General features: G+C 72.2%; 19 protein-coding genes. 2 read left to right on the forward strand and 17 right to left on the reverse strand.

Annotated features, from left to right (window positions below):
- Positions 1 to 47: 47 nt before the first annotated feature.
- On the forward strand, positions 48 to 713 hold the full coding sequence (locus NOCA_RS16915) for an LON peptidase substrate-binding domain-containing protein (RefSeq protein ID WP_011756482.1): 666 nt from the start codon (positions 48 to 50) through the stop codon (positions 711 to 713).
- Positions 713 to 1,204 carry a Cys-tRNA(Pro) deacylase gene (gene ybaK / locus NOCA_RS16920; RefSeq protein WP_011756483.1) on the forward strand — a complete coding sequence of 164 codons (492 nt, stop codon included), beginning with the start codon at positions 713 to 715 and terminating at the stop codon, positions 1,202 to 1,204. The genes NOCA_RS16915 and ybaK overlap by 1 nt, the downstream gene beginning before the upstream one ends.
- On the opposite strand, the gene NOCA_RS16925 is transcribed toward ybaK, so the two are convergent.
- The 17 genes from NOCA_RS16925 to ftsW form a co-directional block, all read right to left on the reverse strand.
- Positions 1,191 to 2,792, reverse strand: coding sequence for a DUF3352 domain-containing protein (locus NOCA_RS16925; protein WP_011756484.1), 1,602 nt, complete (start codon positions 2,790 to 2,792; stop codon positions 1,191 to 1,193). The two genes, ybaK and NOCA_RS16925, sit on opposite strands and share 14 nt — an antisense overlap.
- Before the next feature lie 10 nt (positions 2,793 to 2,802).
- Entirely contained in the window at positions 2,803 to 3,408 is a 606-nt protein-coding gene (locus tag NOCA_RS16930; RefSeq protein ID WP_011756485.1) for a hypothetical protein, read from the reverse strand.
- On the reverse strand, positions 3,405 to 6,956 hold the full coding sequence (gene dnaE, locus NOCA_RS16935; RefSeq protein ID WP_011756486.1) for a DNA polymerase III subunit alpha: 3,552 nt from the start codon (positions 6,954 to 6,956) through the stop codon (positions 3,405 to 3,407). Before dnaE ends, NOCA_RS16930 begins: the two co-directional genes overlap by 4 nt.
- Positions 6,957 to 7,102: 146 nt before the next feature.
- Complete coding sequence (locus NOCA_RS26600) at positions 7,103 to 7,816, reverse strand: GNAT family N-acetyltransferase (protein ID WP_011756487.1); 714 nt, start codon at positions 7,814 to 7,816, stop codon at positions 7,103 to 7,105.
- Positions 7,806 to 8,744: an RluA family pseudouridine synthase gene (locus NOCA_RS16945; protein WP_011756488.1), complete on the reverse strand. Its 939-nt coding sequence runs from the start codon at positions 8,742 to 8,744 to the stop codon at positions 7,806 to 7,808. The genes NOCA_RS26600 and NOCA_RS16945 overlap by 11 nt, the downstream gene beginning before the upstream one ends.
- A complete protein-coding gene (gene lspA, locus NOCA_RS16950; RefSeq protein ID WP_011756489.1) occupies positions 8,741 to 9,337 on the reverse strand; it encodes a signal peptidase II in 597 nt (198 codons plus the stop codon). Before lspA ends, NOCA_RS16945 begins: the two co-directional genes overlap by 4 nt.
- Positions 9,310 to 10,161 carry a TraR/DksA family transcriptional regulator gene (locus NOCA_RS28485; protein ID WP_011756490.1) on the reverse strand — a complete coding sequence of 284 codons (852 nt, stop codon included), beginning with the start codon at positions 10,159 to 10,161 and terminating at the stop codon, positions 9,310 to 9,312. The genes lspA and NOCA_RS28485 overlap by 28 nt, the downstream gene beginning before the upstream one ends.
- 175 nt (positions 10,162 to 10,336) lie before the next feature.
- A complete protein-coding gene (locus NOCA_RS16965) occupies positions 10,337 to 11,092 on the reverse strand; it encodes a DivIVA domain-containing protein (protein WP_140404000.1) in 756 nt (251 codons plus the stop codon).
- A gap of 97 nt (positions 11,093 to 11,189) precedes the next feature.
- Positions 11,190 to 11,480, reverse strand: coding sequence for a YggT family protein (locus tag NOCA_RS16970; protein WP_011756492.1), 291 nt, complete (start codon positions 11,478 to 11,480; stop codon positions 11,190 to 11,192).
- A gap of 9 nt (positions 11,481 to 11,489) precedes the next feature.
- Positions 11,490 to 11,987: a cell division protein SepF gene (locus NOCA_RS16975; RefSeq protein WP_011756493.1), complete on the reverse strand. Its 498-nt coding sequence runs from the start codon at positions 11,985 to 11,987 to the stop codon at positions 11,490 to 11,492.
- A 58-nt stretch (positions 11,988 to 12,045) separates the two neighbouring features.
- On the reverse strand, positions 12,046 to 12,750 hold the full coding sequence (locus tag NOCA_RS16980) for a YggS family pyridoxal phosphate-dependent enzyme (protein ID WP_011756494.1): 705 nt from the start codon (positions 12,748 to 12,750) through the stop codon (positions 12,046 to 12,048).
- On the reverse strand, positions 12,747 to 13,442 hold the full coding sequence (locus NOCA_RS16985; protein WP_011756495.1) for a polyphenol oxidase family protein: 696 nt from the start codon (positions 13,440 to 13,442) through the stop codon (positions 12,747 to 12,749). Before NOCA_RS16985 ends, NOCA_RS16980 begins: the two co-directional genes overlap by 4 nt.
- Positions 13,439 to 14,644 (reverse strand): cell division protein FtsZ, encoded by a 1,206-nt coding sequence (gene ftsZ, locus NOCA_RS16990; protein WP_011756496.1) that lies wholly within the window; start codon positions 14,642 to 14,644, stop codon positions 13,439 to 13,441. The genes NOCA_RS16985 and ftsZ overlap by 4 nt, the downstream gene beginning before the upstream one ends.
- A gap of 338 nt (positions 14,645 to 14,982) precedes the next feature.
- Positions 14,983 to 15,717, reverse strand: a complete 735-nt coding sequence (locus NOCA_RS16995) for a cell division protein FtsQ/DivIB (protein ID WP_238383364.1) — start codon at positions 15,715 to 15,717, stop codon at positions 14,983 to 14,985.
- Between the two features lie 4 nt (positions 15,718 to 15,721).
- Positions 15,722 to 17,062 (reverse strand): UDP-N-acetylmuramate--L-alanine ligase, encoded by a 1,341-nt coding sequence (locus tag NOCA_RS17000; protein WP_011756498.1) that lies wholly within the window; start codon positions 17,060 to 17,062, stop codon positions 15,722 to 15,724.
- Positions 17,059 to 18,156 carry an undecaprenyldiphospho-muramoylpentapeptide beta-N-acetylglucosaminyltransferase gene (gene murG / locus NOCA_RS17005; protein WP_011756499.1) on the reverse strand — a complete coding sequence of 366 codons (1,098 nt, stop codon included), beginning with the start codon at positions 18,154 to 18,156 and terminating at the stop codon, positions 17,059 to 17,061. The genes NOCA_RS17000 and murG overlap by 4 nt, the downstream gene beginning before the upstream one ends.
- Before the next feature lie 10 nt (positions 18,157 to 18,166).
- Positions 18,167 to 19,420, reverse strand: coding sequence for a putative lipid II flippase FtsW (gene ftsW / locus NOCA_RS17010; RefSeq protein ID WP_011756500.1), 1,254 nt, complete (start codon positions 19,418 to 19,420; stop codon positions 18,167 to 18,169).
- Positions 19,421 to 19,454: the final 34 nt, after the last annotated feature.

Consider the following 19,454-nt stretch of genomic DNA (forward strand, 5'->3'; position numbering starts at 1 on the left):
CAGCGAGCCTGGAAACCCCGGACCTCCCCAGCGGCTACGTTGGCGTCGTGCCCGAGACGCTGCCGATGTTCCCGCTGAACGCGGTGCTGTTCCCGGGGGTGAGCGTGCCGCTCACGGTCTTCGAGGACCGGTACCGCGCGCTCGTGCACCACCTGCTGCGCATCGAGGACCCCGCCGCGAGGGTGTTCGGGTCCGTGGCGATCCGCGAGGGCTACGAGGTGGGCGAGCACGGCGCCCAGTCGCTGTACCGGGTCGGCTGCCGGGTGCAGCTCACCGAGGTCGAGGCGCATCCCGACGGCAGCTTCGACGTCGTGGCGGTGGGCCTGGAGCGGATCCAGCTGGACCGCCTGGACACCACCGGGCTGTTCCCGGTCGGCCACGTCACCGACCGGCCGGACCCCGAGGCGCCGGTCGCCGAGGCGGTCCTCGACCAGGCCCGGGTCGCGTTCACGGCCTACCGCGCGGCCTTGGCCGACATCCGGGCCGACCCGTACGCCGGCGCGCTGCCGCGGGACCCGACGTACCTCTCCTGGACGCTGGCCGCCGTCGCGCCGCTCCCGATGCCCGAGCGCCAGTCGCTGCTCGAGGCGGAGGACGCCGAGACCCGCCTGGTGCTGGTCACCGATCTGCTGCGCGCCGAGCTGCGCGCGATGAACGTGATCCCCTCGCTCCCGGCCACCGAGGTGGCCCGGACCCGGTGGAGTCCCAATTGATGAGCAAGAAGAGGTCGCCGGGCGGTACTCCGGCCACGGTGGCACTCGCGAAGGCCGGGGTGCCCTTCACCCTCCACGAGTACCAGCACGACCCCCGGGCGGCGTCGTACGGCCTGGAGGCGGCCGAGGCCCTCGGCCTCGACCCGGCCGTCGTGCTCAAGACGCTGATGGCCAGCGTCGACGGGAAGCTGGCCGTGGGCATCGTGCCCGTGACCGGTCAGCTCGACCTCAAGGCGCTGGCCCGCGCGCTCGGGGCGAGCCGGGCCGCGATGGCCGAGGTGGCGGCCGCCGAGCGGGCGACGGGGTACGTCGCAGGCGGGATCTCGCCGGTGGGCCAGAAGCGCGCCCACCCGACCGTGCTCGACGAGAGCGCGCTCCGCTTCGACACCGTCTACGTCTCGGGCGGACGCCGCGGCCTGGACCTGGCGATCGCGCCGGCCGACCTGGTGCGAGTGACGGGGGCGACCGTGGCGCCGATCAGTCGGTCGTGAGCCGGAGCACCACGTGGCTGGCGTCGTCCTGGAGCCAGCCGCTCAGGCCGAGGCCCTGCAGCGGCTCGAGGTTCTCCTCGACCTCCGGGTCACCGTCCGCGAGGCTGGCCAGCCAGTCCCCGGCGTCGAAGTTCACGAACAGGATCGCGGCCGCGTCTCCGGCCTCGCGCACGACGTTCTCGAACACCTCGGAGTCCCCGAGGTCCCCGTCCTCGAGCAGCTGCTGGCGGTAGTCGCCGTCGGGGCCGATGGCGATCAGGTCGCCGTCGCTGTCACTGCCGAGGAAGGACTCGGCGCCGTCGAGCTGGGGGCGCAGCTTGTCCAGCACCGTCTCGATCGCGTCCGGGTCGCCCTGGACCTTCAGCCCGACCGGCACGCCGCTGCCGTCCGTGGAGTTCACGAACGTCTCGAGGTCGAAGTCGCCCCCGATGGCCAGCGCGGCGGACTCGCCGGTCAGCGTCTCGACGTCCTCGGGCAGGTCGAGGCCGGACTCTGAGGAGAGCTCGTCGAGGAGCTCGTCGCCGCTCAGGTCACCGCCGAGCTGGCCGGCGAACTGGTCGACGAGGTCGCCGAACCACCCGTCGGCGAACCCGAGGCCCAGCGCGGCCGCGGTGTCGTCGGGCAGCGTTGCCAGCACGTCGTCCCCGCCGTCGGCGCCGTCGAGCGCGTCCTGGGACCTGCCGGTGTCGGCGGCCACCTCCAGCTCGAGCGAGCCGTCGTCGAAGCGGAGGGTGGCGGCCAGGCCGCGGAACTCCTCGAGGCCCTGGGTGACCTCGGAGGGCATCAGGTCGGTGTCGGAGCCGGGGACGGCCTCGCCGAGCCCGTACATCGGCGGCATCAGTCCGCCGAGGTTGTCGGCGAGGACCTGCCCGGCCTCGGGGGCGAGGTAGGCCGTCGCGATCCCGGCGTCGCCGGCCGCGTCGGTCCAGGTGCGGTAGTCCTCGTCGTCCGAGAGCGGGGACTTCGCGGCGTCGGCGGCGACCCGGTCGACGATCTCCTGGGTCTCCCCCACCAGCGCCCAGCCGTCGGCGATCGACCAGGCGCCGCCGTCGCCGCCGCTGCAGTCCTGGATCTTCGCCAGCCCCTGGTCCGCCTGGTCCTCGTCGCTCACCTGGAGCACGAACACGGGAGACAGAGCGTCCTCGCCCGCGTCGACCGCGGCGACGGCGATCCGGTCGCCGAGCCAGGGCTCGACGTCGTCGCCGTAGTCGAGGTCCGGGCAGGCGCCGGAGCCCTGGATCTCCTCGAAGATCCGTTGACGGACGTCGTCGTCGGTCTGGAGCCCGATGTGGTCCTTGAACGCCGGGAACTTGCGCAGCGTCCGCAGCGCCTCGATCTTCTGGCCACCGCTCGGGTCGAGGTCGACGCTGGCGTAGGCGATCGTCGAGCCGGGCAGTGCCTCGGCCGGCTGCGGGCCGGTGGCGAAGAACGACCAGGCCGCCCACGCGCCGGCGCCGACCAGGGCGACGAAGGCCACCGCCCCGCCGACGATCCAGCCGGTGCGGCGGCGCCCGCCACCGGTCGGTTCGGACGGGGTCCGGAGCGGTTCGCCGGCTCCGCTCTCGAGGTACTCCGGGCTGTTCTCCACGGGCGGGAGCCTACCCGGCGCGGTGGTCCGGAGAGTGCCGATCCGAGCGGTGCTCGGGATGGTCGTGGTGGTGGTGATCGAGGGGGTGATCGTGGTCGTGGTGGTGCCGGCGCCCCGGCGCGAACCCGAAGAAGACCAGGGTGAGTGCGACCAGCGCTCCGGCGGGCATCGAGACCCACGGCGTACGGCGGGACACGTCGAGCTCGTCGGGCAGGTGCGTGCCGTTCTTCGCGGTGAGCGCGAGCTGGGTCGGGTCGGGCGGCCCGAGGGCCGAGCCGACGCTCAGCATCACCCAGGTGCCGACCGCGGAGCCGAGGATGACGGTGAGCAGGGTGAGCAGCGGCACCCGGTCGAGGAAGGTCGCGACGAGACCGCCCGCGAGCAGTCCGGTGATGGTGGCGACGATCACGAACCAGCCGGTGCCGGAGAACTGCCCGCGCAGGCCGGCCTCGTCCTCGGCGAGCCACCGGTGGTCGGCGACGACACCCGCGGGCGCGGTCCAGACCCACTCCCACACCACCCCGGCGAGTGCCCCGGCGGCGGCGAGGACGACCACGCCGATCAGGAGCTGGACCAGGCCGGAGCGCAAGGAGGTTCGATGCCCGGGGTGGCTCACCCCGTCAGGCACCCGGGCCCCAGCAGCTGCTTGAGGTCGGCGAACAGCGCCGGGCTCGGGGTGACCCGGAGCCGGTCGTCGAGGCGCATGACCAAGGTCTCCTCACGGGTCAAGAGTCGCAGGCGGACCTCGGTCATCCCCGGGTGGGTGCCGAGGACGTCCTTGAGCTGCTCGACGACCGGCGGCGTGCACCGGGTGGAGGGGAGGCTGATCACCACCGGCCCGGACGGGCCGTCGGAGAGGTCGGGGACGGTGACCTCCTGGCCGTGGATCTCCGGCTGGTCCTTCTGCCGGGAGAGCCGGCCCTTGACGGTGAGGATCGCGTCCTCGACCAGGTGCGGGCCGGCCAGCTGGTAGGCGCTCGGGAACAGCAACACGTCGATCGCGCCGTCCAGGTCCTCGACGGTCACCATCGCCCACGCGTCACCGCGCTTGGTGATCTTGCGCTGGACGCTGGTGACCAGGCCGCTGATCGTGACCGAGGACCCGTCCGGCCGGTCCTCGTCGAGCATCAGCTGGCCGATGCTGCAGTCGCTGCTGTTGGCCAGCACGTGCTCGAGACCCAGCAGCGGGTGGTCGGAGACGTAGAGCCCGAGCATCTCCCGCTCGCGGCTGAGCAGGGTCATCTTGTCCCACTCGTCGACGTCGGGGAGCGCGATGCTGACGTCGAAGACGACGTCGTCCGAGCCCGAGCCACCGAACAGCGAGTCCTGGCCCTCGTCCTCGCGCTTGAGGCCGACGTAGCGGTCCACCGCCTCCTCGTGCTTGAGGTGGAGGGCGCGGCGCTTGTGCTTCATGTCGTCGAAGGCGCCGGCCAGGATCAGCGACTCGAAGACCCGCTTGTTGCACACCTGGGCGGGGACCTTGGACAGGAAGTCGTTGAAGTCCTCGTAGCGGCCCTTCTCCTCGCGGGCAGCGACGATGCCGTCGACGACGTTGCTGCCGACGTTGCGGACGGCCGTCAGGCCGAAGCGGATGTCGTTGCCGACCGGCGTGAAGTTGTGGGCCGACTCGTTGACGTCCGGCGGGAGCACCTGGATCTTCATCCGGCGGCACTCGTTGAGGTAGATGGCGAGCTTGTCCTTGTCGTCCTTCGCGGACGTCAGGAGGGCGGCCATGTACTCGGCGGGGTAGTTCGCCTTGAGGTAGGCGGTCCAGTACGTGATGACGCCGTAGGCCGCGGAGTGCGACTTGTTGAACGCGTAGTCGGAGAACGGCAGCAGGATCGCCCAGAGCGTGTCGATCGCCGCCTGCGGGAAGCCGCGCTCGAGCATGCCGGACTGGAAGCCGGCGTACTGCTTGTCGAGCTCCTCCTTCTTCTTCTTGCCCATCGCCCGGCGCAGGTTGTCCGCGGCGCCCAGCGTGAAGCCCGCGAGGACCTGGGCGATCGCCATCACCTGCTCCTGGTAGACGATCAGGCCGTAGGTCTCCCCGAGCACCGGCTCGAGAGCCTCGGCCAGCGCCGGGTGGATGGGCTCGATCGGCTCGCGGCCGTTCTTGCGGCGGGCGTACTTGTTGTGGGAGTCCGCACCCATCGGGCCGGGCCGGTAGAGCGCGCTGACCGCGGTGATGTCGGCGAACTGGTCCGGCTGCATCGAGCGCAGTAGCGCGCGCATGCCGCCACCATCGAGCTGGAACACGCCCAGCGTGTCCCCGCGACCCATCAGCTCGTAGGTCGCCCGGTCGTCGAAGGGCAGCTCCTCGAGGACGACCTGCTCGCCCCGGTTGGCCTCGATGTTCGCGACCGCGTCGTCGAGGATGTGCAGGTTGCTCAGGCCGAGGAAGTCCATCTTGACCAGCCCGAGCGACTCGCACATCGGGTAGTCGAACTGGGTGATGATCGCGCCGTCCTGCGGGCGGGCCATGATCGGCACGACGTTGATCAGCGGCTCGCTGGACATGATCACGCCGGCCGCGTGCACGCCCCAGTTGCGGATCTGGCCCTCGAGCCCGACCGCGGTGTCGTAGATCCGGCGCACGTCCGGGTCGGAGTCGTGCAGCGACCGGAACTCGCCGCCCTCGCCGTACCGCTTGTGACCGGGGTCGAAGATGTCCTTGAGCGCGACGCCCTTGCCCATCACGTCGGCCGGGAGCGCCTTGGTGATCCGGTCGGAGATCGCGAAGCCGAAGTCGAGCACCCGGGCGGCGTCCTTGATCGCGGCCTTCGCCTTGAGCCGGCCGAAGGTGGCGATCTGGGCGACCCGGTCGGCGCCGTACTTCTCGGTGACGTACTTGATGACCTCGCCGCGGCGGTGGTCGTCGAAGTCGATGTCGAAGTCGGGCATCGACGGGCGCTCGGGGTTGAGGAAGCGCTCGAAGAACAGCCCGTGCTCGAGCGGGCAGAGGTCGGTGATGCTCAGTGCGTACGCCGCGATCGAGCCCGCACCGGAGCCGCGGCCCGGACCGACGCGGATGCCGTTGCGCTTGGACCACTGGATGAAGTCGGCGACCACGAGGTAGTAGCCGCAGTAGCCCTTCTGCGAGATGATCGCGAGCTCCATCTCGACGCGGTCCTTGACCTCCTGGGTCAGCCGGTCGCCGGGATAACGGGCCTCGATGCCGCGCCAGACCTCCTTGCGGAACCAGCTGTCCTCGGTCTCGCCGGCCGGGACGTCGGCGCGGGCCATGTAGCCGCCCGTGGACTCGACGAACTCCACCTCGCAGCGCTCCGCGATGGCGAGGGTGTTGTCGCAGGCCTCGACGAGGTCGTGCTGGGTCCAGAGCTGGCGCATCTCGGCCGGTGACTTGATGTAGTAGCCACCGCCGTCGAACTTGAGCCGGTTGGTGTCGGAGAGCCGCTTGCCGGAGGCCACACAGATCAGGGCGTCGTGGGCGTCCGCGTCGTCGGGGTTGTTGTAGTGCGAGTCGTTGGTCGCCAGCGGCGGGATGCCGAGCTGGCGGCCGAGCCGGAGCAGGTCGTCGCGGACCCGCTTCTCGATGGAGATGCCGTGGTCCATCAGCTCGAGGAACACGTTCTCGCGACCGAAGATGTCCTGCAGCTCCCCGGCCTCGCGGACCGCCTCGTCCCACTGGCCCAGCCGGAGCCGGGTCTGGATGGCGCCGCTGGGGCAGCCGGTGCTGACGATGATGCCCTTGCTGTGCTGCTGGAGGATCTCCCTGTCCATCCGGGGCTTGTAGAAGTAGCCCTCGAGGCTGGACAGCGAGGAGAGCCGGAACAGGTTGTGCATGCCCTCGGTGTTCTCGGCCCACATCGTCATGTGGGTGTAGGCGCCGCCGCCGGCGACGTCGTCGCCGCCCTCCTCGGCCGCGTCGCCCTTGCCCCACCGCACCCGCCGGCGCTCGCCGCGGCCGGTGCCGGGGGTGATGTAGGCCTCGATGCCGATGATCGGCTTCACGCCGTGCTTGCGGGCCTTGGAGTAGAAGTCGAACGCACCGTGCAGGTTGCCGTGGTCGGTCATCGCGATCGCCGGCATCTGCAGGTCGGCCACCCGGCTGAACAGTCCGTCGAGGAGCGAGGCCCCGTCGAGCATGGAGTACTCGGTGTGGACGTGGAGGTGGACGAAGGAGTCCTGGGTGCCGGTCGACATCGTCGCGGGCCACTCCTCGGAGCTTGTGATGTGCGGGCATGCAGGAATAGAGCCGCGATCACGTCGCGGCGGCGTTCTTGGGGAAGGACGCCAGACTACGCGACCGCAGGCCTCGATGTTGGCACCCGCCGCCGACAGTCCGGGATTCACCCCTCGGTGGCCGCGTCCATGCTCTCGGTGATGATCGCGTGCACGATCCGCTCCAGCCGTGCGACGCCGAGCTCGGGCGCACGCCCGGCCATCGCCTCGGCGATCGCACGCTCACGGGCCGCGTCGCGGGACCGGTCCGTCTTGTGGGCCTGGACCGCCCGGGTGAGCGCGGTGCGGCGGGCCAGCAGGTCGCCGAGCTGCTCGTCGACCTCGTCGATCAGACCGCGATAGAAGCCGAGCGGGTCCGCGCCCGGCCAGGCCATCCGGATGTCGGGGGCCTTCTCCTCGTTGCCCGAGCCGTCGGTGCGCTCGAGCTCGACCAGGCCGTGTCGCGCGTAGAAGCGGCGGGCGCCGGTGTTGCTCTCGAACACCCACAGCGAGAAGCCGTCCGGGCGCAGCGACTTCACGAGATCGAGCAGCACCGAGCCGATGCCGCTGCCACGCAGCTCCGGGTCGATGAACAGGTGGTCCAGCCAGACCGGCGACATCAGCACATACCCGACGAGCCGCCCGTGCGGGAGCGTCGCGACCCAGGCCTCGTGGTCGTCCTTGGCCAGCTGGGCCGCCATCCAGTCCCGGTCCTCGGCGTTCGTGTGCGACGCCGGCGGCATCTGCGGGACGGCCGCGACCCGGGCGGCGGTGTAGAGGTCGGCGATCGCCTCGGCGTCCTCCGGCCCGGCCGGCCGGAGCAGCAGGTCGCTAGTGCGCATCGCGGATCACCTCGAGCGCGTGCGCGAGGTCCTCCGGGTACTCCGACTCGTACTCGACCTGCTTGCCGGTCTCGGGATGCTCGAAGCCGAGGCGTACGGCGTGCAGCCACTGCCGCTCCAACCCGACCCGGCGCGCCAGGCTGGGGTCGGCGCCGTACGTGGGGTCACCGACACACGGGTGCTTGAGCGCCGCCATGTGCACCCGGATCTGGTGGGTGCGGCCGGTCTCGAGGTGGATCTCCAACAGGCTGGCGAACCGGTGCGCCTCGAGCGTCTCGTAGTGCGTGACGCTGTGCCGCCCGTCGGCCATCACCGCGAACTTGTAGTCGGCCTTGGGGTGCCGCCCGATCGGAGCGTCGATGGTGCCCTCGAGCGGGTCCGGGTGGCCCTGCACCAGCGCGTGGTAGACCTTGTCGACGGTGCGGCGCCGGAACGCGTTCTTGAGCACCGAGTAGGCGTGCTCGGACTTGCAGATCACCATCACGCCCGAGGTTCCGACGTCCAAGCGCTGGACGATCCCCTGCCGTTCGGGGGCGCCGCTGGTGGAGATGCGGAAGCCGGCGCCGGCAAGGTGGCCGACCACGGTGGGGCCGGACCAGCCCGGCGAGGGGTGCACGGCGACGCCGACGGGCTTGTCGATCACCACGATGTCGTCGTCGTCGTGCAGGATCTTGATCCCCTCGACGACCTCGGGGACGACCGCGAGCGGGTCGGCCTCGACGGGGATGGTCACGGCCACGGTCGAGCCCGGCAGCACCCGGTCGCTCTTGCCGACCGGCGCTCCGTCGACGAGCACGTTCCCGGCGGCGATCAGCTCGGCGCCGCGGGTGCGCGAGAGGCCGAACATCCGCGCCAGGGCCGCGTCGACCCGCTCCCCCGCGAGGCCCTCGGGCACCGAGAGCACCCGATGGTCGGCGTCGCGGCTCACTCCGGCGCCTCCGGCCCCTCCGGCCGCGTGCTCTCGCGGGCCGTCCGGGTGCCGTCGAGCCGGACGCCGCGGTAGACCTGCACGAGGATGAGCACCGCTGCCACGTCGATGCAGATGTCCGCCACGTTGAACACCGGCCAGTGCGGCAGCATGAAGAAGTCGATGACGTGCCCGCGCAGCGGGCCGGGCGAGCGCACCAGCCGGTCGGTGAGGTTGCCGGCGACCCCGGCGAGCAGCAGGCCCAGCGAGACCGCCCAGCCGACGGTCCCGATCCGGCGGGCGAGATAGAGCAGCACCAGGACCGCGATGATCGCGACCACGCTGAGGACCTCGGTGTAGGCGGTACCGGTGCTGAAGGCCGCCCCGGGGTTGCGCACCAGGTGGAGCTGGAACAGGTCACCGACGAGCTGGACGTCGGGGCGCCCGCTCAGCCGGTCGACGGCGAGGATCTTCGAGCCGACGTCGACGGCGTACGCCGTGAGCGCGACCGCGGCGTAGACGGCCAGCAGGCGGTGCCGTCGCGGTCGGGTCGGTCGGGGCCGGGCCGGATCAGACTGGTCGCCGGTCAGCGACGTTCCTCGCGCTGCTTGCATGTCATGCACAGTGTGGCACGCGGGAACGCCATGAGCCGCATCTTGCCGATCGGGTTGCCGCAGGACTCGCACACGCCGTACGTGCCGTCGTCGATGCGCGCCAGGGCCCGCTCGATCTGGGCCAGCTTGTCCCGCTCGCTGTTGAGGACGGTCAGCTCGTGGTCGCGCTCGAAGCTGGTCGCCCCGAGGTCCGCCTGGTCCTGACCGGCTCCGTCACCGGAGTCGCGCATCAGGCCGTCGAGCTCGGCTTCCTGGGCCTCGATGATCCGCTGGCTGTGCTCGCGCTGTTCGTGCAGCTCGTCGAGCACCTCCTTGAGCTCGGCCTTGGTCCAGGCGGCCTCGCCCTCCTTGACCACGAGTGCGCTGGGCGACACCTTCTTCGCCGGTGCCGCCTTCTTGGCGGGTGCCGCCTTCTTGGCGGGCGTCGCCTTCTTGGCGGGTGCCGCTTTCTTGGCGGGTGCCGCCTTCTTGGCGGGTGCCGCCTTCTTGGCGGGTGCCGCCTTCTTCGCGGGTGCCGCCTTCTTCGCGGGTGCCGCCTTCTTCGCGGGTGCCGCCTTCTTCGCGGGCGCGGCCTTCTTCGCGGGTGCCGCCTTCTTCGCGGGCGCGGCCTTCTTCGCGGGTGCCGCCTTCTTCGCGGGCGCGGCCTTCTTCGCGGGCGCCGCCTTCTTGGCGGGCGCCGCCTTCGCCGCCGTGCCGTTCTTCTTCGCCGTCGTGGCTCCCGGAGTCGACTCGGTCGCAGCCTTCTTCGCCGGCCGGCGCGGCATCACCTTGCGGGCGGCAGAGGCCGCGTGTCCGGCGAGCGACTTCCTCGTGGTGCGAGCCATGGTCGGGCCTCCTCGGGCCTCGGCGGCTGTGGGGTCGGACCCACAGGTGTGCGTGGAGGGTAGCCGGTGATCCCCAACGCCTCCAATGCGGCACACCGCGATGCCCCGGGAACGCCACTGCGGCCGGCCCCCAGGGGGCCGGCCGCAGTGGTACGACGGTGTCGCGGAGCGTGGCTCAGGTCTCGTCCTCACCGAGGATGGAGCGCAGCCGCTTGGGCGCGGGGGCCTCGTCGCCCGAGGACATCGGGGCCTCGGTGCCACCGCTGAGCGCCTCGAGCTGCTGGGTGAAGTAGCTCTTGAGGCGGGACCGGTACTCGCGCTCGAAGGAGCGGAGGTTCTCGACCTCGCCGTTGAGCTTGTCGCGCTCCTTCTCCAGGTCGCCGAACATCTGACGGCGACGCTCGGCGGTCTCGGAGTCGAGCATCTGGGCGCGGGTGCGCGCGTCGGACTCCATCCGGTCGGACTTGGTCTTCGCCTCGGACTCCAGGCGCTCCGCCTTGGTGCGGGCCTCGCCGACGATCTTGTCGGCCTCGTTCTTCGCGTCCTCGACGAGCTCGTCGGCGTTGCGGGTGGCGATCTCGAGCAGGCGGGCCGCGGCGTTGGACGCCTCGGGGACGGTCTCGACCCGGATCGTCTCGACCGGGCTCGCGGCGACCACGGGGGTGGGCGCGGCGACCGGCTCGGGCTCGGGCTCGGGCGCCCGCTCCTCGACGCGCGGCTGGGGCGCGGTCTCGGTGGCGCCTCCGGAGCCCTGCGCCGTGGCCAGCTTCGACCGGAGGTCGTCGTTCTCCTTCGTGAGCCGCGCCAGCTCGGCCTCCACCTCGTCGAGGAACTGGTCGACCTCACCCATGTCGTAGCCCTCACGGAGCCGGACGGGAGTAAAGCGCTTGTTGCTCACGTCCTCAGGCGTCAGCGGCATGACCTCACCCATTCATTGATCGTCAAAGAAACTGTCCGTCGAACAATAGCGCCTGCTCCCGGGCCCGGCGCACTGCCCGGGACCACTTCCGCGCGGCGTACCGGGTCCATCAGAGCATGATCTCCCGGTTGATCTGGAGGAGCACGTAGGCAGTGATCATCACGATCAGGAAGCTCAGGTCGAGCGAGATGCTCCCGATCCGCAGCGGCGGGATCACCCGGCGCAACGCCTTGATCGGCGGGTCGGTGGTGGAGTAGACGGCCTCCAGGACCAGCAGCATCGGACCCCGCGGCACCCAGGACCGGGCGAAGATCTGCACCCAGTCCACGACGAACCGGATCCAGAGCAGGGCGATGAAGACCCAGAGGACGATCTCGATGATCGACCCGACCACGTGCACGTGCTGCCCTCAGCTCTGGTTGAAGAATCCGCCCTCAGCGATGCGCTGCTTGTCCTCGGCAGCCACCGAGACGTTCGGCGGTGAGAGCAGGAAGACCTTGTTCGTGATGCGCTCGATGGTGCCACGGGTCGCAAACACCAGGCCAGCCGCGAAGTCGACGAGGCGCTTGGCGTCGGCATCGTCCATCTCGGAGAGGTTCATGATCACCGGCGTGCCGTCGCGGAAGTTCTCCCCGACGGTGCGCGCCTCGTTGTAGGTGCTCGGGTGCAGGGTCGTGATGCGGGACAGCTCGGCCACCACTCCGGTCGGGCCGGACGCCGGACGACGGCGCTCGGACAGGTCGGACACGGGCGCCGGACGGCTCTCCCGCTTCGACGAGCGCGTGGCGACCGGAGCGGTCTCCTGGGTCTCGTAGTCCCCGGCGTAGTCGCCGTACTCGTCGTCGTACCGGCCGGTGTCCTCGAGCAGGCCGAGGTACTCGCCGATCCTGCGCATCGCGCCGCTCATGACTGTTCGCCTCCGGAACTCCGCGCCCCGGCGGGACGCATTCTTGGTGTTGTGGACACTACTTGAACCGCGGTCTCGATCCGAGGACCGCGGAGCCGATCCGCACGTGTGTCGCGCCGACGCGCACGGCGTCCTCGAGGTCCGCGCTCATGCCGGCCGAGAGCCAGGTCGCGTCGGGCCGCTCGAGCAGGAAGTCGCGGCGGAGGTCGGCCAGTCGGGCGAACGCCGCGGCCGGGTCCTCCCCGAGGGGCGCGACGGCCATCAGGCCTCGCAGCCGCAGCCCCGCGGCCTGCTCGACCGCGCCCGCCAGCGCGGGCAGGTCGGCCGGGTCCGCGCCGGAGCGGCCCTCGGCGCCGGGGGGGTCGAGGCTGACCTGGAGCAGCACCTCGACCGGCACGTCGCGCCGTTGCGCGCCGCGGCCGAGCGGGCCGACGAGCTTGAGCCGGTCCACCGACTCGACGACGTCGGCGTACTCGGCGACTGCGGCGGCCTTGTTGCTCTGCAGGCCGCCGATGAAGTGCCAACGCAGGCCGAGGTCGGCGCACTCGGCGGCCTTCGACTCGGCCTCCTGGTGGCGGTTCTCGCCGACGTCGGTGACACCCAGCTCGGCGAGCAGCCGCACGTCGGAGGCGGGGAAGAACTTGGTGACGACCACGAGCCGGACGTCGGCGGGGTCGCGACCCGCGTCGGCGCAGGCCGCGGCGATCCGGTCGCGGACGGTCTCGAGGTTGGCGGCGAGCTGGTCGCGGCGCTCGTTGCTCATGCCGCCCTCCAGACCACGCCGGCCAGCCGGCCCGCGGCTGCCCCGTCGCGGCGGTGGGAGTGCAGGGCGGGGAGCTCGCGGGTGCAGCCGCCCACCTCGACGACCGAGCATCCGGCCGCGTCCAGCTGGTCCCGGACGCCGGCGCCGAGGTCGAGCGCGGGCGTGCCCCAGCTCGTGGTGGCGCGGGTCGCCGGGACGGCGGCCGCGACCTCCTCGCGCAGCTCCTCGGGGACCTCGTAGCAGGCACCGCAGATGTGCGGGCCCACCCAGGCCCGCACCTGGCCGGCGCCCAGTGCCCGGAGCCGCTCCAGCGCGGCCGTGACGACCCCGCGGCGTACGCCCTCCCGTCCCGCGTGCACGGCACCGATCAGACCGGTGTCGGCCGCCAGCAGCACCGGCACGCAGTCGGCGGCCCGGGTCAGCAGCGCCCGCCCCGGCTCGGCCGTGAGCAGCGCGTCGACCTGCGGGTCCCAGGTCGGCGAGCGCCAGTCCTCGACCAGCAGCACCTCGGCACCGTGCACCTGGTGCATGAGGTACGGCGTCGCCCCGGTCGCGGCGGCCACCTCGGCGAGCCCGGCCTCGCGCACGGCAGGCGCCGCGCGGTCGCCGAGGTCGAGGCGCCGCTCGGTGAACCCGACCGACACCGTCCCCACCGGCCCCCAGGACACGGTGTCGCGGTAGAGGAAGGTCACTTCAGGAAGTCGGGGATGTCCAGGTCGTCGTCGTCGAACTGCACCTGCCGGGGCGCGGGCCGGGTCGCCGCGTCCGGGGTGGTGCCGCCCTGGGGCCGCGACTGGGCGCCGGCCGCCACCTTCTCCTTGTCCGCATCATCCGACCCGGCGGCGATGGCCTGGGCCGCGGCCCGGGTCTCCTGCTGGGTCTGCTGCGGGGCCGGAGCCTGCTTGGGCTCGCGCCGCAGGACCGTGCCCTCGCCGGTCCGCTTCGGCATCCCGCCGTCGAACCCGGCAGCGATGACCGTCACCCGGACCTCGTCACCGAGGGCGTCGTCGATGGTCGCGCCGAAGATGATGTTGGCCTCGGCGTGCACGGCCTCGGCGACCAGCGCCGCGGCCTCGTTGATCTCGAACAGGCCGAGGTCGGAGCCGCCCGCGATCGAGAGCAGCACGCCGTGCGCCCCGTCGATGCTGGCCTCGAGCAGCGGGCTGGAGACGGCCATCTCCGCGGCGGCCACGGACCGGTCCTCGCCCCGGGCCGACCCGATGCCCATCAGCGCCGAGCCGGCGTTCGACATCACGGACTTGACGTCGGCGAAGTCGAGGTTGATCAGGCCCGGTGTCGTGATCAGGTCGGTGATGCCGGAGACGCCCTGGAGCAGGACCTGGTCGGCCTGCTTGAAGGCGTCGAGGACCGAGACGTTGCGGTCGCTGATCGAGAGCAGCCGGTCGTTCGGGATCACGATCAGCGTGTCGACCTCCTCGCGCAGGCCCGCGATGCCCTCCTCGGCGGAGTTGGCGCGGCGCCGGCCCTCGAACGCGAACGGCCGGGTGACGACACCGATCGTCAGCGCGCCGAGCGAGCGGGCGATCCGGGCCACGACGGGCGCGCCGCCGGTGCCGGTGCCGCCGCCCTCGCCTGCGGTGACGAAGACCATGTCGGCGCCCTTGAGGACCTCCTCGATCTCGTCGGCGTGATCCTCGGCGGCCCGGGCCCCGACCTCGGGGTTGGCGCCCGCACCGAGGCCACGGGTCAGCTCACGGCCGATGTCGAGCTTGACGTCGGCGTCGCTCATCAGGAGCGCCTGGGCGTCGGTGTTGATCGCGATGAACTCGACGCCCTTGAGGCCGACCTCGATCATCCGGTTGACGGCGTTGACACCACCACCACCGATGCCCACGACCTTGATGATGGCCAGGTAGTTCTGCGCTGCTGCCACGGCGGGTTCGCCTCTCGCTGCTCGGGTGCGGATGTCTGTGCTGGTGACGCTGATGACGCTGATCTGGTCTGAGTCGGCTCGGTATGTCGGAACTCTTACCCTCAGGCTGAGGGTTATAGTTATGTCAACCTCGCCGTGGTCACGACGATAGGGAGCGCGACCGCCGATTCCGTGGCGACACGCCCAGTGCACGGCGAGCGTCCGACGAAAGTGTTGGCCCAATCCCGGAACTTCTCGGCCGAAGTTTCGGGCCAACAGTTCCGGTTTCCCCGGTTCACCGGGGAAACCGACCTCGCTGTGGGTTCGCAGCAGGAGGGCCAGAGTTCCCGGGGCCGACGTCAGCCGCTGGTGGTCGGCTGGCCGGGCACGCTCACGTCGTAGTGCTGCGCCTTCCGGGCCACCAGCAGGTCGGCGATCACCTCGGCCTTGAGCTCGGAGTCCTCCGCACTCCCCCACTCCACGGTCCGCCCGTCGCGCAGCTGCAGCGAGATCTCGTCGATCGTGGACGCCTCCACGTGGTCGACCTTGGCCCGCAGGTCCGCGGGCAGGGCCGCGACGACGAGCGCGGCCTCGCGCAGCGCCTCGCTCCCGGTGGTGGCGCCGGTCTCGACCCGGGGCAGCTCGGGCGGCGCCTGGGCATAGTCGCGGAACACGACGCCGTCGGCGTCCATCCCCTGCAACCGGCCGCCGATCTCGACCACGGCCACCGCCACCCGCTCCTCCACGTCGATCAGCACCTGGTCGGGCCACTGGCGCGAGACGTCGGCGGAGCGTACGGCGGCCAGCGCCTCGACCCGCGCGCGGACCCGGTCCAGGTCGACGCGCGCGAGCGCCTCGCCCTGGGGCACCGCCGCGGCCTGGCGGACCTGAGTGGCGCTGAGCAGGCCGACCCCCTGCACCTCGACCCCCTTCACCGACAGCCAGCTGGAGAAGTACACGAGCCAGCTGCCGCCGCCGACGATCGCGACCAGCACGAGCACGGCGACGACGTACCGCCACGCCAGCCAGCGCCGCGCCCACTGCCGGCGCGCGAACCGCCGGCGGCTGCGGTCGGCCGGGTCGCGCCCAGGCATCCGGCTAGCCATCCAGCAGCCCCAGCACCCGGGGCCCGATCGCCGTGACGGTTCCGGCGCCCAAGGTCAGGACCAGGTCGCCGGGCCGGGCCCGGGCGACCAGCTCCGCCGCCACCGCGTCGAAGTCGGCGACGTAGGCGACCCGCTCCGCGGGTAGCGGCACCGCACCGGCGACCAGCGCGCCGGTGACCTCGGGGTCGGGATCCTCGCGGGCGAGGTAGACGTCGAGCACCACGACCTCGTCGGCCGCCCCGAGCGCCCGGCCCATCGCGGTGCCGAAGATCCGGGTCCGGGAGACCAGGTGCGGCTGGAAGGCGACGACGACCCGGCCGGACCCGGCGACGGCGCGGGCCGCCTGCAGGTCCCCCGCGATCTCGGTCGGGTGGTGGGCGTAGCTGTCGTAGACACGCACCCCCCCGGCCTCGCCCTTGCGCTCCATCCGCCGCTTGGTCCCGGTGTACGACGCGAGCCCGCGGGCCAGGTCGGCGGCGGCGTACCCGAGCTCGACGCCGGCGGCGAGCGCGGCCAGCGCGTCGGCGAGGTAGTGCTCCCCCGGCGACCAGAGGGTCACGCCGTCCAGGGCGCCGGCGTCGCGGGCGGAGACGGTCACCACCCGCCGCCCGGCCGCGCGGTGCCGCTCGGCGAGCGCCGCGGCACCGGGATCGTCGGCCACGCAGACCAGGAAGCCGTCCGGCGCGAGGGTGTCGGCGAACTCGTCGAACGCCGCGGCGTAGGCCTCCGGCGTGCCCCACTGGTCGAGGTGGTCGGCCTCGATGTTGGTGACCACGGCGGCGTACGGCGAGTAGTGCAGGAAGGCTCCGTCGCTCTCGTCGGCCTCGGCGACGAACAGGTCGCCGGTGCCCTCGGCGGCGTTGACACCGGTCGCAGCCAGGTCACCGCCGATGGCGTACGTCGGGTCCGCGCCGGCGGCCTGCAGCGCGACCGTGAGCAGGGAGGTCGTGGTGGTCTTGCCGTGCGTGCCGGCGACGGCGACCACGCGCCGCCCGGCCATCACGGCGGCCAGCGCGGCCGATCGCGGCAGCACGCGCAGGCCCTGGCGCACGGCCTCGACGTACTCCGGGTTGTCCTCGCGCACCGCGGTCGAGACGACCAGGGTGTCGACGTCGTGGACGTGGGCGGCGTCGTGGCCCAGGTGCACCCGGGCGCCCAGCTCGCGCAGGGCCGTCAGCGTCGGGGAGTCGGTGCCATCGCTGCCGCTGACGGTGATGCCGCGGGCCAGCATGATCCGGGCGATGCCGGACAGGCCGGCGCCACCGATGCCGACGAAGTGCACCCGTCCGAGCCGGTCGGCGGGCAGCACCTGGTCGGGGACGGGCAGCCTCATCGGGCGGACGATCCGAGGCCGAGCTCGAGCACGATCCGGGCCAGCCGCTCGTCGGCGTCGCGCGGGATCAGCGCGGCCGCGGCGGCACCCATCGCGGCCAGCCGCTCGGCGTCGGCGACGAGGGGCGGGACGGTGCCGACCACCCAGTCGGTGGTGAGGTCGGCGTCCTTGACGAGGATCCCGCCGCCGGCGTCGATCACCGGCCGCGCGTTGCGTTCCTGCTCGCCGTTGCCGATCGGCAGCGGCACGAAGACCGCGGGCAGGCCGACGGCTGCCGCCTCGGTCACGCTGTTGGCGCCGGCCCGGCAGATCACCAGGTCGGCCGCGGCGTAGGCGAGGTCCATCCGGTCGATGTACTCCACGACGACGTAGGGGACGCCGGTCTCCTCGGCACCCGGCTGCGGGTCGGCGCCGCCGTGCTTGCCCTGGGCGTGCAGCACCTGGACACCGGTGGCGGCGAGCGCCCCCGCGGCGGCCGAGACCGCCTGGTTGAGCCGGCGGGCACCCTGGGAGCCGCCGGTGACCAGCAGCGTGGGGCGGTCGGGGTCGAGCCCGAAGAAGGCCCGCGCCTCGGCCCGCCGGGCCGCGCGGTCCAGGCCGGAGATCATCGGACGGATGGGGAGCCCGACGTACTCGGCGTTGCGCAACGGCGTGTCCGGGAAGCTCACCGCGACCCGCTGCGCGAACCGCGCGCCTGCGCGGTTGGCCAGCCCGGGCACGGTGTTCTGCTCGTGGACGACCAGCGGGATCCCCCGCTTGCGGGTCGCGACGTACGCCGGCATGGAGACGTAGCCGCCGTAGCCGACGACCACGTCGGGCCGGACCCGGTCGAGCACGGCATGCGTCGCCCGGACCGCCGCCCGCAGCCGGAACGGGACCTTGAGCAGGTCGGCGCCGGGCCGGCGCGGCAGCGGCACCGGCGGGATCAGCTCGAGCGGGTAGCCCGCCTCGGGGACCACCTTGTTCTCCAGGCCGCGGGGCGTCCCGAGACAGGTGATCTCGACGTCGGGCTCGAGGCGGCGCAGGGCGTCGGCGGTCGCGAGCAGGGGCGAGGTGTGGCCGGCGGTGCCGCCGCCGGCGAGGAGAACGCGCATCGGCACCAGCCTAGGAGAGCCGACCCGCGGAGAGCCCGGCGGAGCGGGCCTTCTTGCGCTGGGCCAGGGCGCGGGCGGCCTCCGGCTCGCGGCGCGCGAACCCGATGAGCAGGCCGAGCGCGACCAAGGACGGCACCAGCGCCGAGCCGCCGTAGGACACCAGCGGCAGCGGGATGCCGATGACCGGCAGCAGCGCGAGCACCATGCCGACGTTGATGATCATCTGGCCGAGCAGCCACACGACGATGCCGAACGTCGTGTAGCGCACGAACGCGTCCTGCGTGTGCGCGGCGACCCGGATCGCGGCGTACGCGATCGTGAGGAACAGCGCGATCACCAGCAGGGTGCCGACCAGGCCGAGCTCCTCGCCGAGCACCGCGAAGATGAAGTCGGTGTGTGCCTCGGGCAGGTTGCCCCACTTCTGCTGGCTGGCGCCGAGGCCCTGCCCGAACACGCCGCCGTGCGAGAGCGCGTACAGGCCGTGGGCGGGCTGCCAGCCGGCGTTGTGGAAGTCCTTGAACGGGTCGGCGAAGTTCGTCAGCCGCTCGCGCCGCTCGGGGCTGGTCGAGGCCAGCCAGATGGCGACGACGCCGATCACGGTCAGCGAGACGGAGAACAGGCGGCCGGGCGCGCCCACCACCCACAGCATCGCGAGCAGGATCGCCATCAGCACCAGCGCGGTGCCGAGGTCGTGGCCGAGGACGACCAGGCCGACCACCACGAGCATGCCGGGCACCACCGGCACGAAGACCTCGTGCAGGCTCCGCAGCCGCTTCTCCTTCAGCGCGTACACGTGCGCCGCCCACAGCACGATCGAGAGCTTCGCGATCTCCGCGGGCTGGACCACGAACGGCCCGACCCCGAGCCAGTTGGTGTTGCCGTTGACGGTGCGGCCCAGGCCCAGCTGGGTCAGCGCGAGCAGCACGATCGACACGATCAGCGCCAGCCAGGCGAACCGGCGCAGGACGGAGTGCGGCAACCGGGAGGCGATCCAGGCGCACGGGATGCCGATCAGCACCCAGAGCAGCTGGCGCTCGACGACGGCGTAGGAGCTGCCGTTCTTCTCGTAGGAGTACACGCTCGAGGCGCTGAGGACCATGATCAGCCCGATGGTCAGCAGCAGCGCGGACGCGCCGAGCAGCAGGTAGTAGGCGGTCAGCGGGCGGTCCAGCGCATGCCGGACGGCGGCGTACCAGCCACCCACCGAGCGCCGGCCGACCGGCCGCGCCCGCTCGACGGGGTCCAGGGGGTTCGCGGTCGTCATGCCCCACCCCCTCCCGTCGGGTCCGGTCTGCGTG

It is taken from the genome of Nocardioides sp. JS614 (genome assembly GCF_000015265.1).
Lineage (GTDB): Bacteria > Actinomycetota > Actinomycetes > Propionibacteriales > Nocardioidaceae > Nocardioides.

What these genes read in the sequence shown, in the direction of transcription:
- ybaK (WP_011756483.1), top strand. Translation starts at nt 713, where the DNA reads ATGAGCAAGAAGAGGTCGCCGGGCGGTACTCCGGCCACGGTGGCACTC.
- NOCA_RS16980 (WP_011756494.1), bottom strand. Translation starts at nt 12,750, where the DNA reads ATGAGCAACGAGCGCCGCGACCAGCTCGCCGCCAACCTCGAGACCGTC.
- murG (WP_011756499.1), bottom strand. Translation starts at nt 18,156, where the DNA reads ATGCGCGTTCTCCTCGCCGGCGGCGGCACCGCCGGCCACACCTCGCCC.
- NOCA_RS26600 (WP_011756487.1), bottom strand. Translation starts at nt 7,816, where the DNA reads ATGCGCACTAGCGACCTGCTGCTCCGGCCGGCCGGGCCGGAGGACGCC.
- lspA (WP_011756489.1), bottom strand. Translation starts at nt 9,337, where the DNA reads ATGCAAGCAGCGCGAGGAACGTCGCTGACCGGCGACCAGTCTGATCCG.
- NOCA_RS17000 (WP_011756498.1), bottom strand. Translation starts at nt 17,062, where the DNA reads ATGAGGCTGCCCGTCCCCGACCAGGTGCTGCCCGCCGACCGGCTCGGA.
- NOCA_RS28485 (WP_011756490.1), bottom strand. Translation starts at nt 10,161, where the DNA reads ATGGCTCGCACCACGAGGAAGTCGCTCGCCGGACACGCGGCCTCTGCC.
- NOCA_RS16975 (WP_011756493.1), bottom strand. Translation starts at nt 11,987, where the DNA reads ATGAGCGGCGCGATGCGCAGGATCGGCGAGTACCTCGGCCTGCTCGAG.
- NOCA_RS16965 (WP_140404000.1), bottom strand. Translation starts at nt 11,092, where the DNA reads ATGGGTGAGGTCATGCCGCTGACGCCTGAGGACGTGAGCAACAAGCGC.
- ftsW (WP_011756500.1), bottom strand. Translation starts at nt 19,420, where the DNA reads ATGACGACCGCGAACCCCCTGGACCCCGTCGAGCGGGCGCGGCCGGTC.
- dnaE (WP_011756486.1), bottom strand. Translation starts at nt 6,956, where the DNA reads ATGTCGACCGGCACCCAGGACTCCTTCGTCCACCTCCACGTCCACACC.
- NOCA_RS16995 (WP_238383364.1), bottom strand. Translation starts at nt 15,717, where the DNA reads ATGCCTGGGCGCGACCCGGCCGACCGCAGCCGCCGGCGGTTCGCGCGC.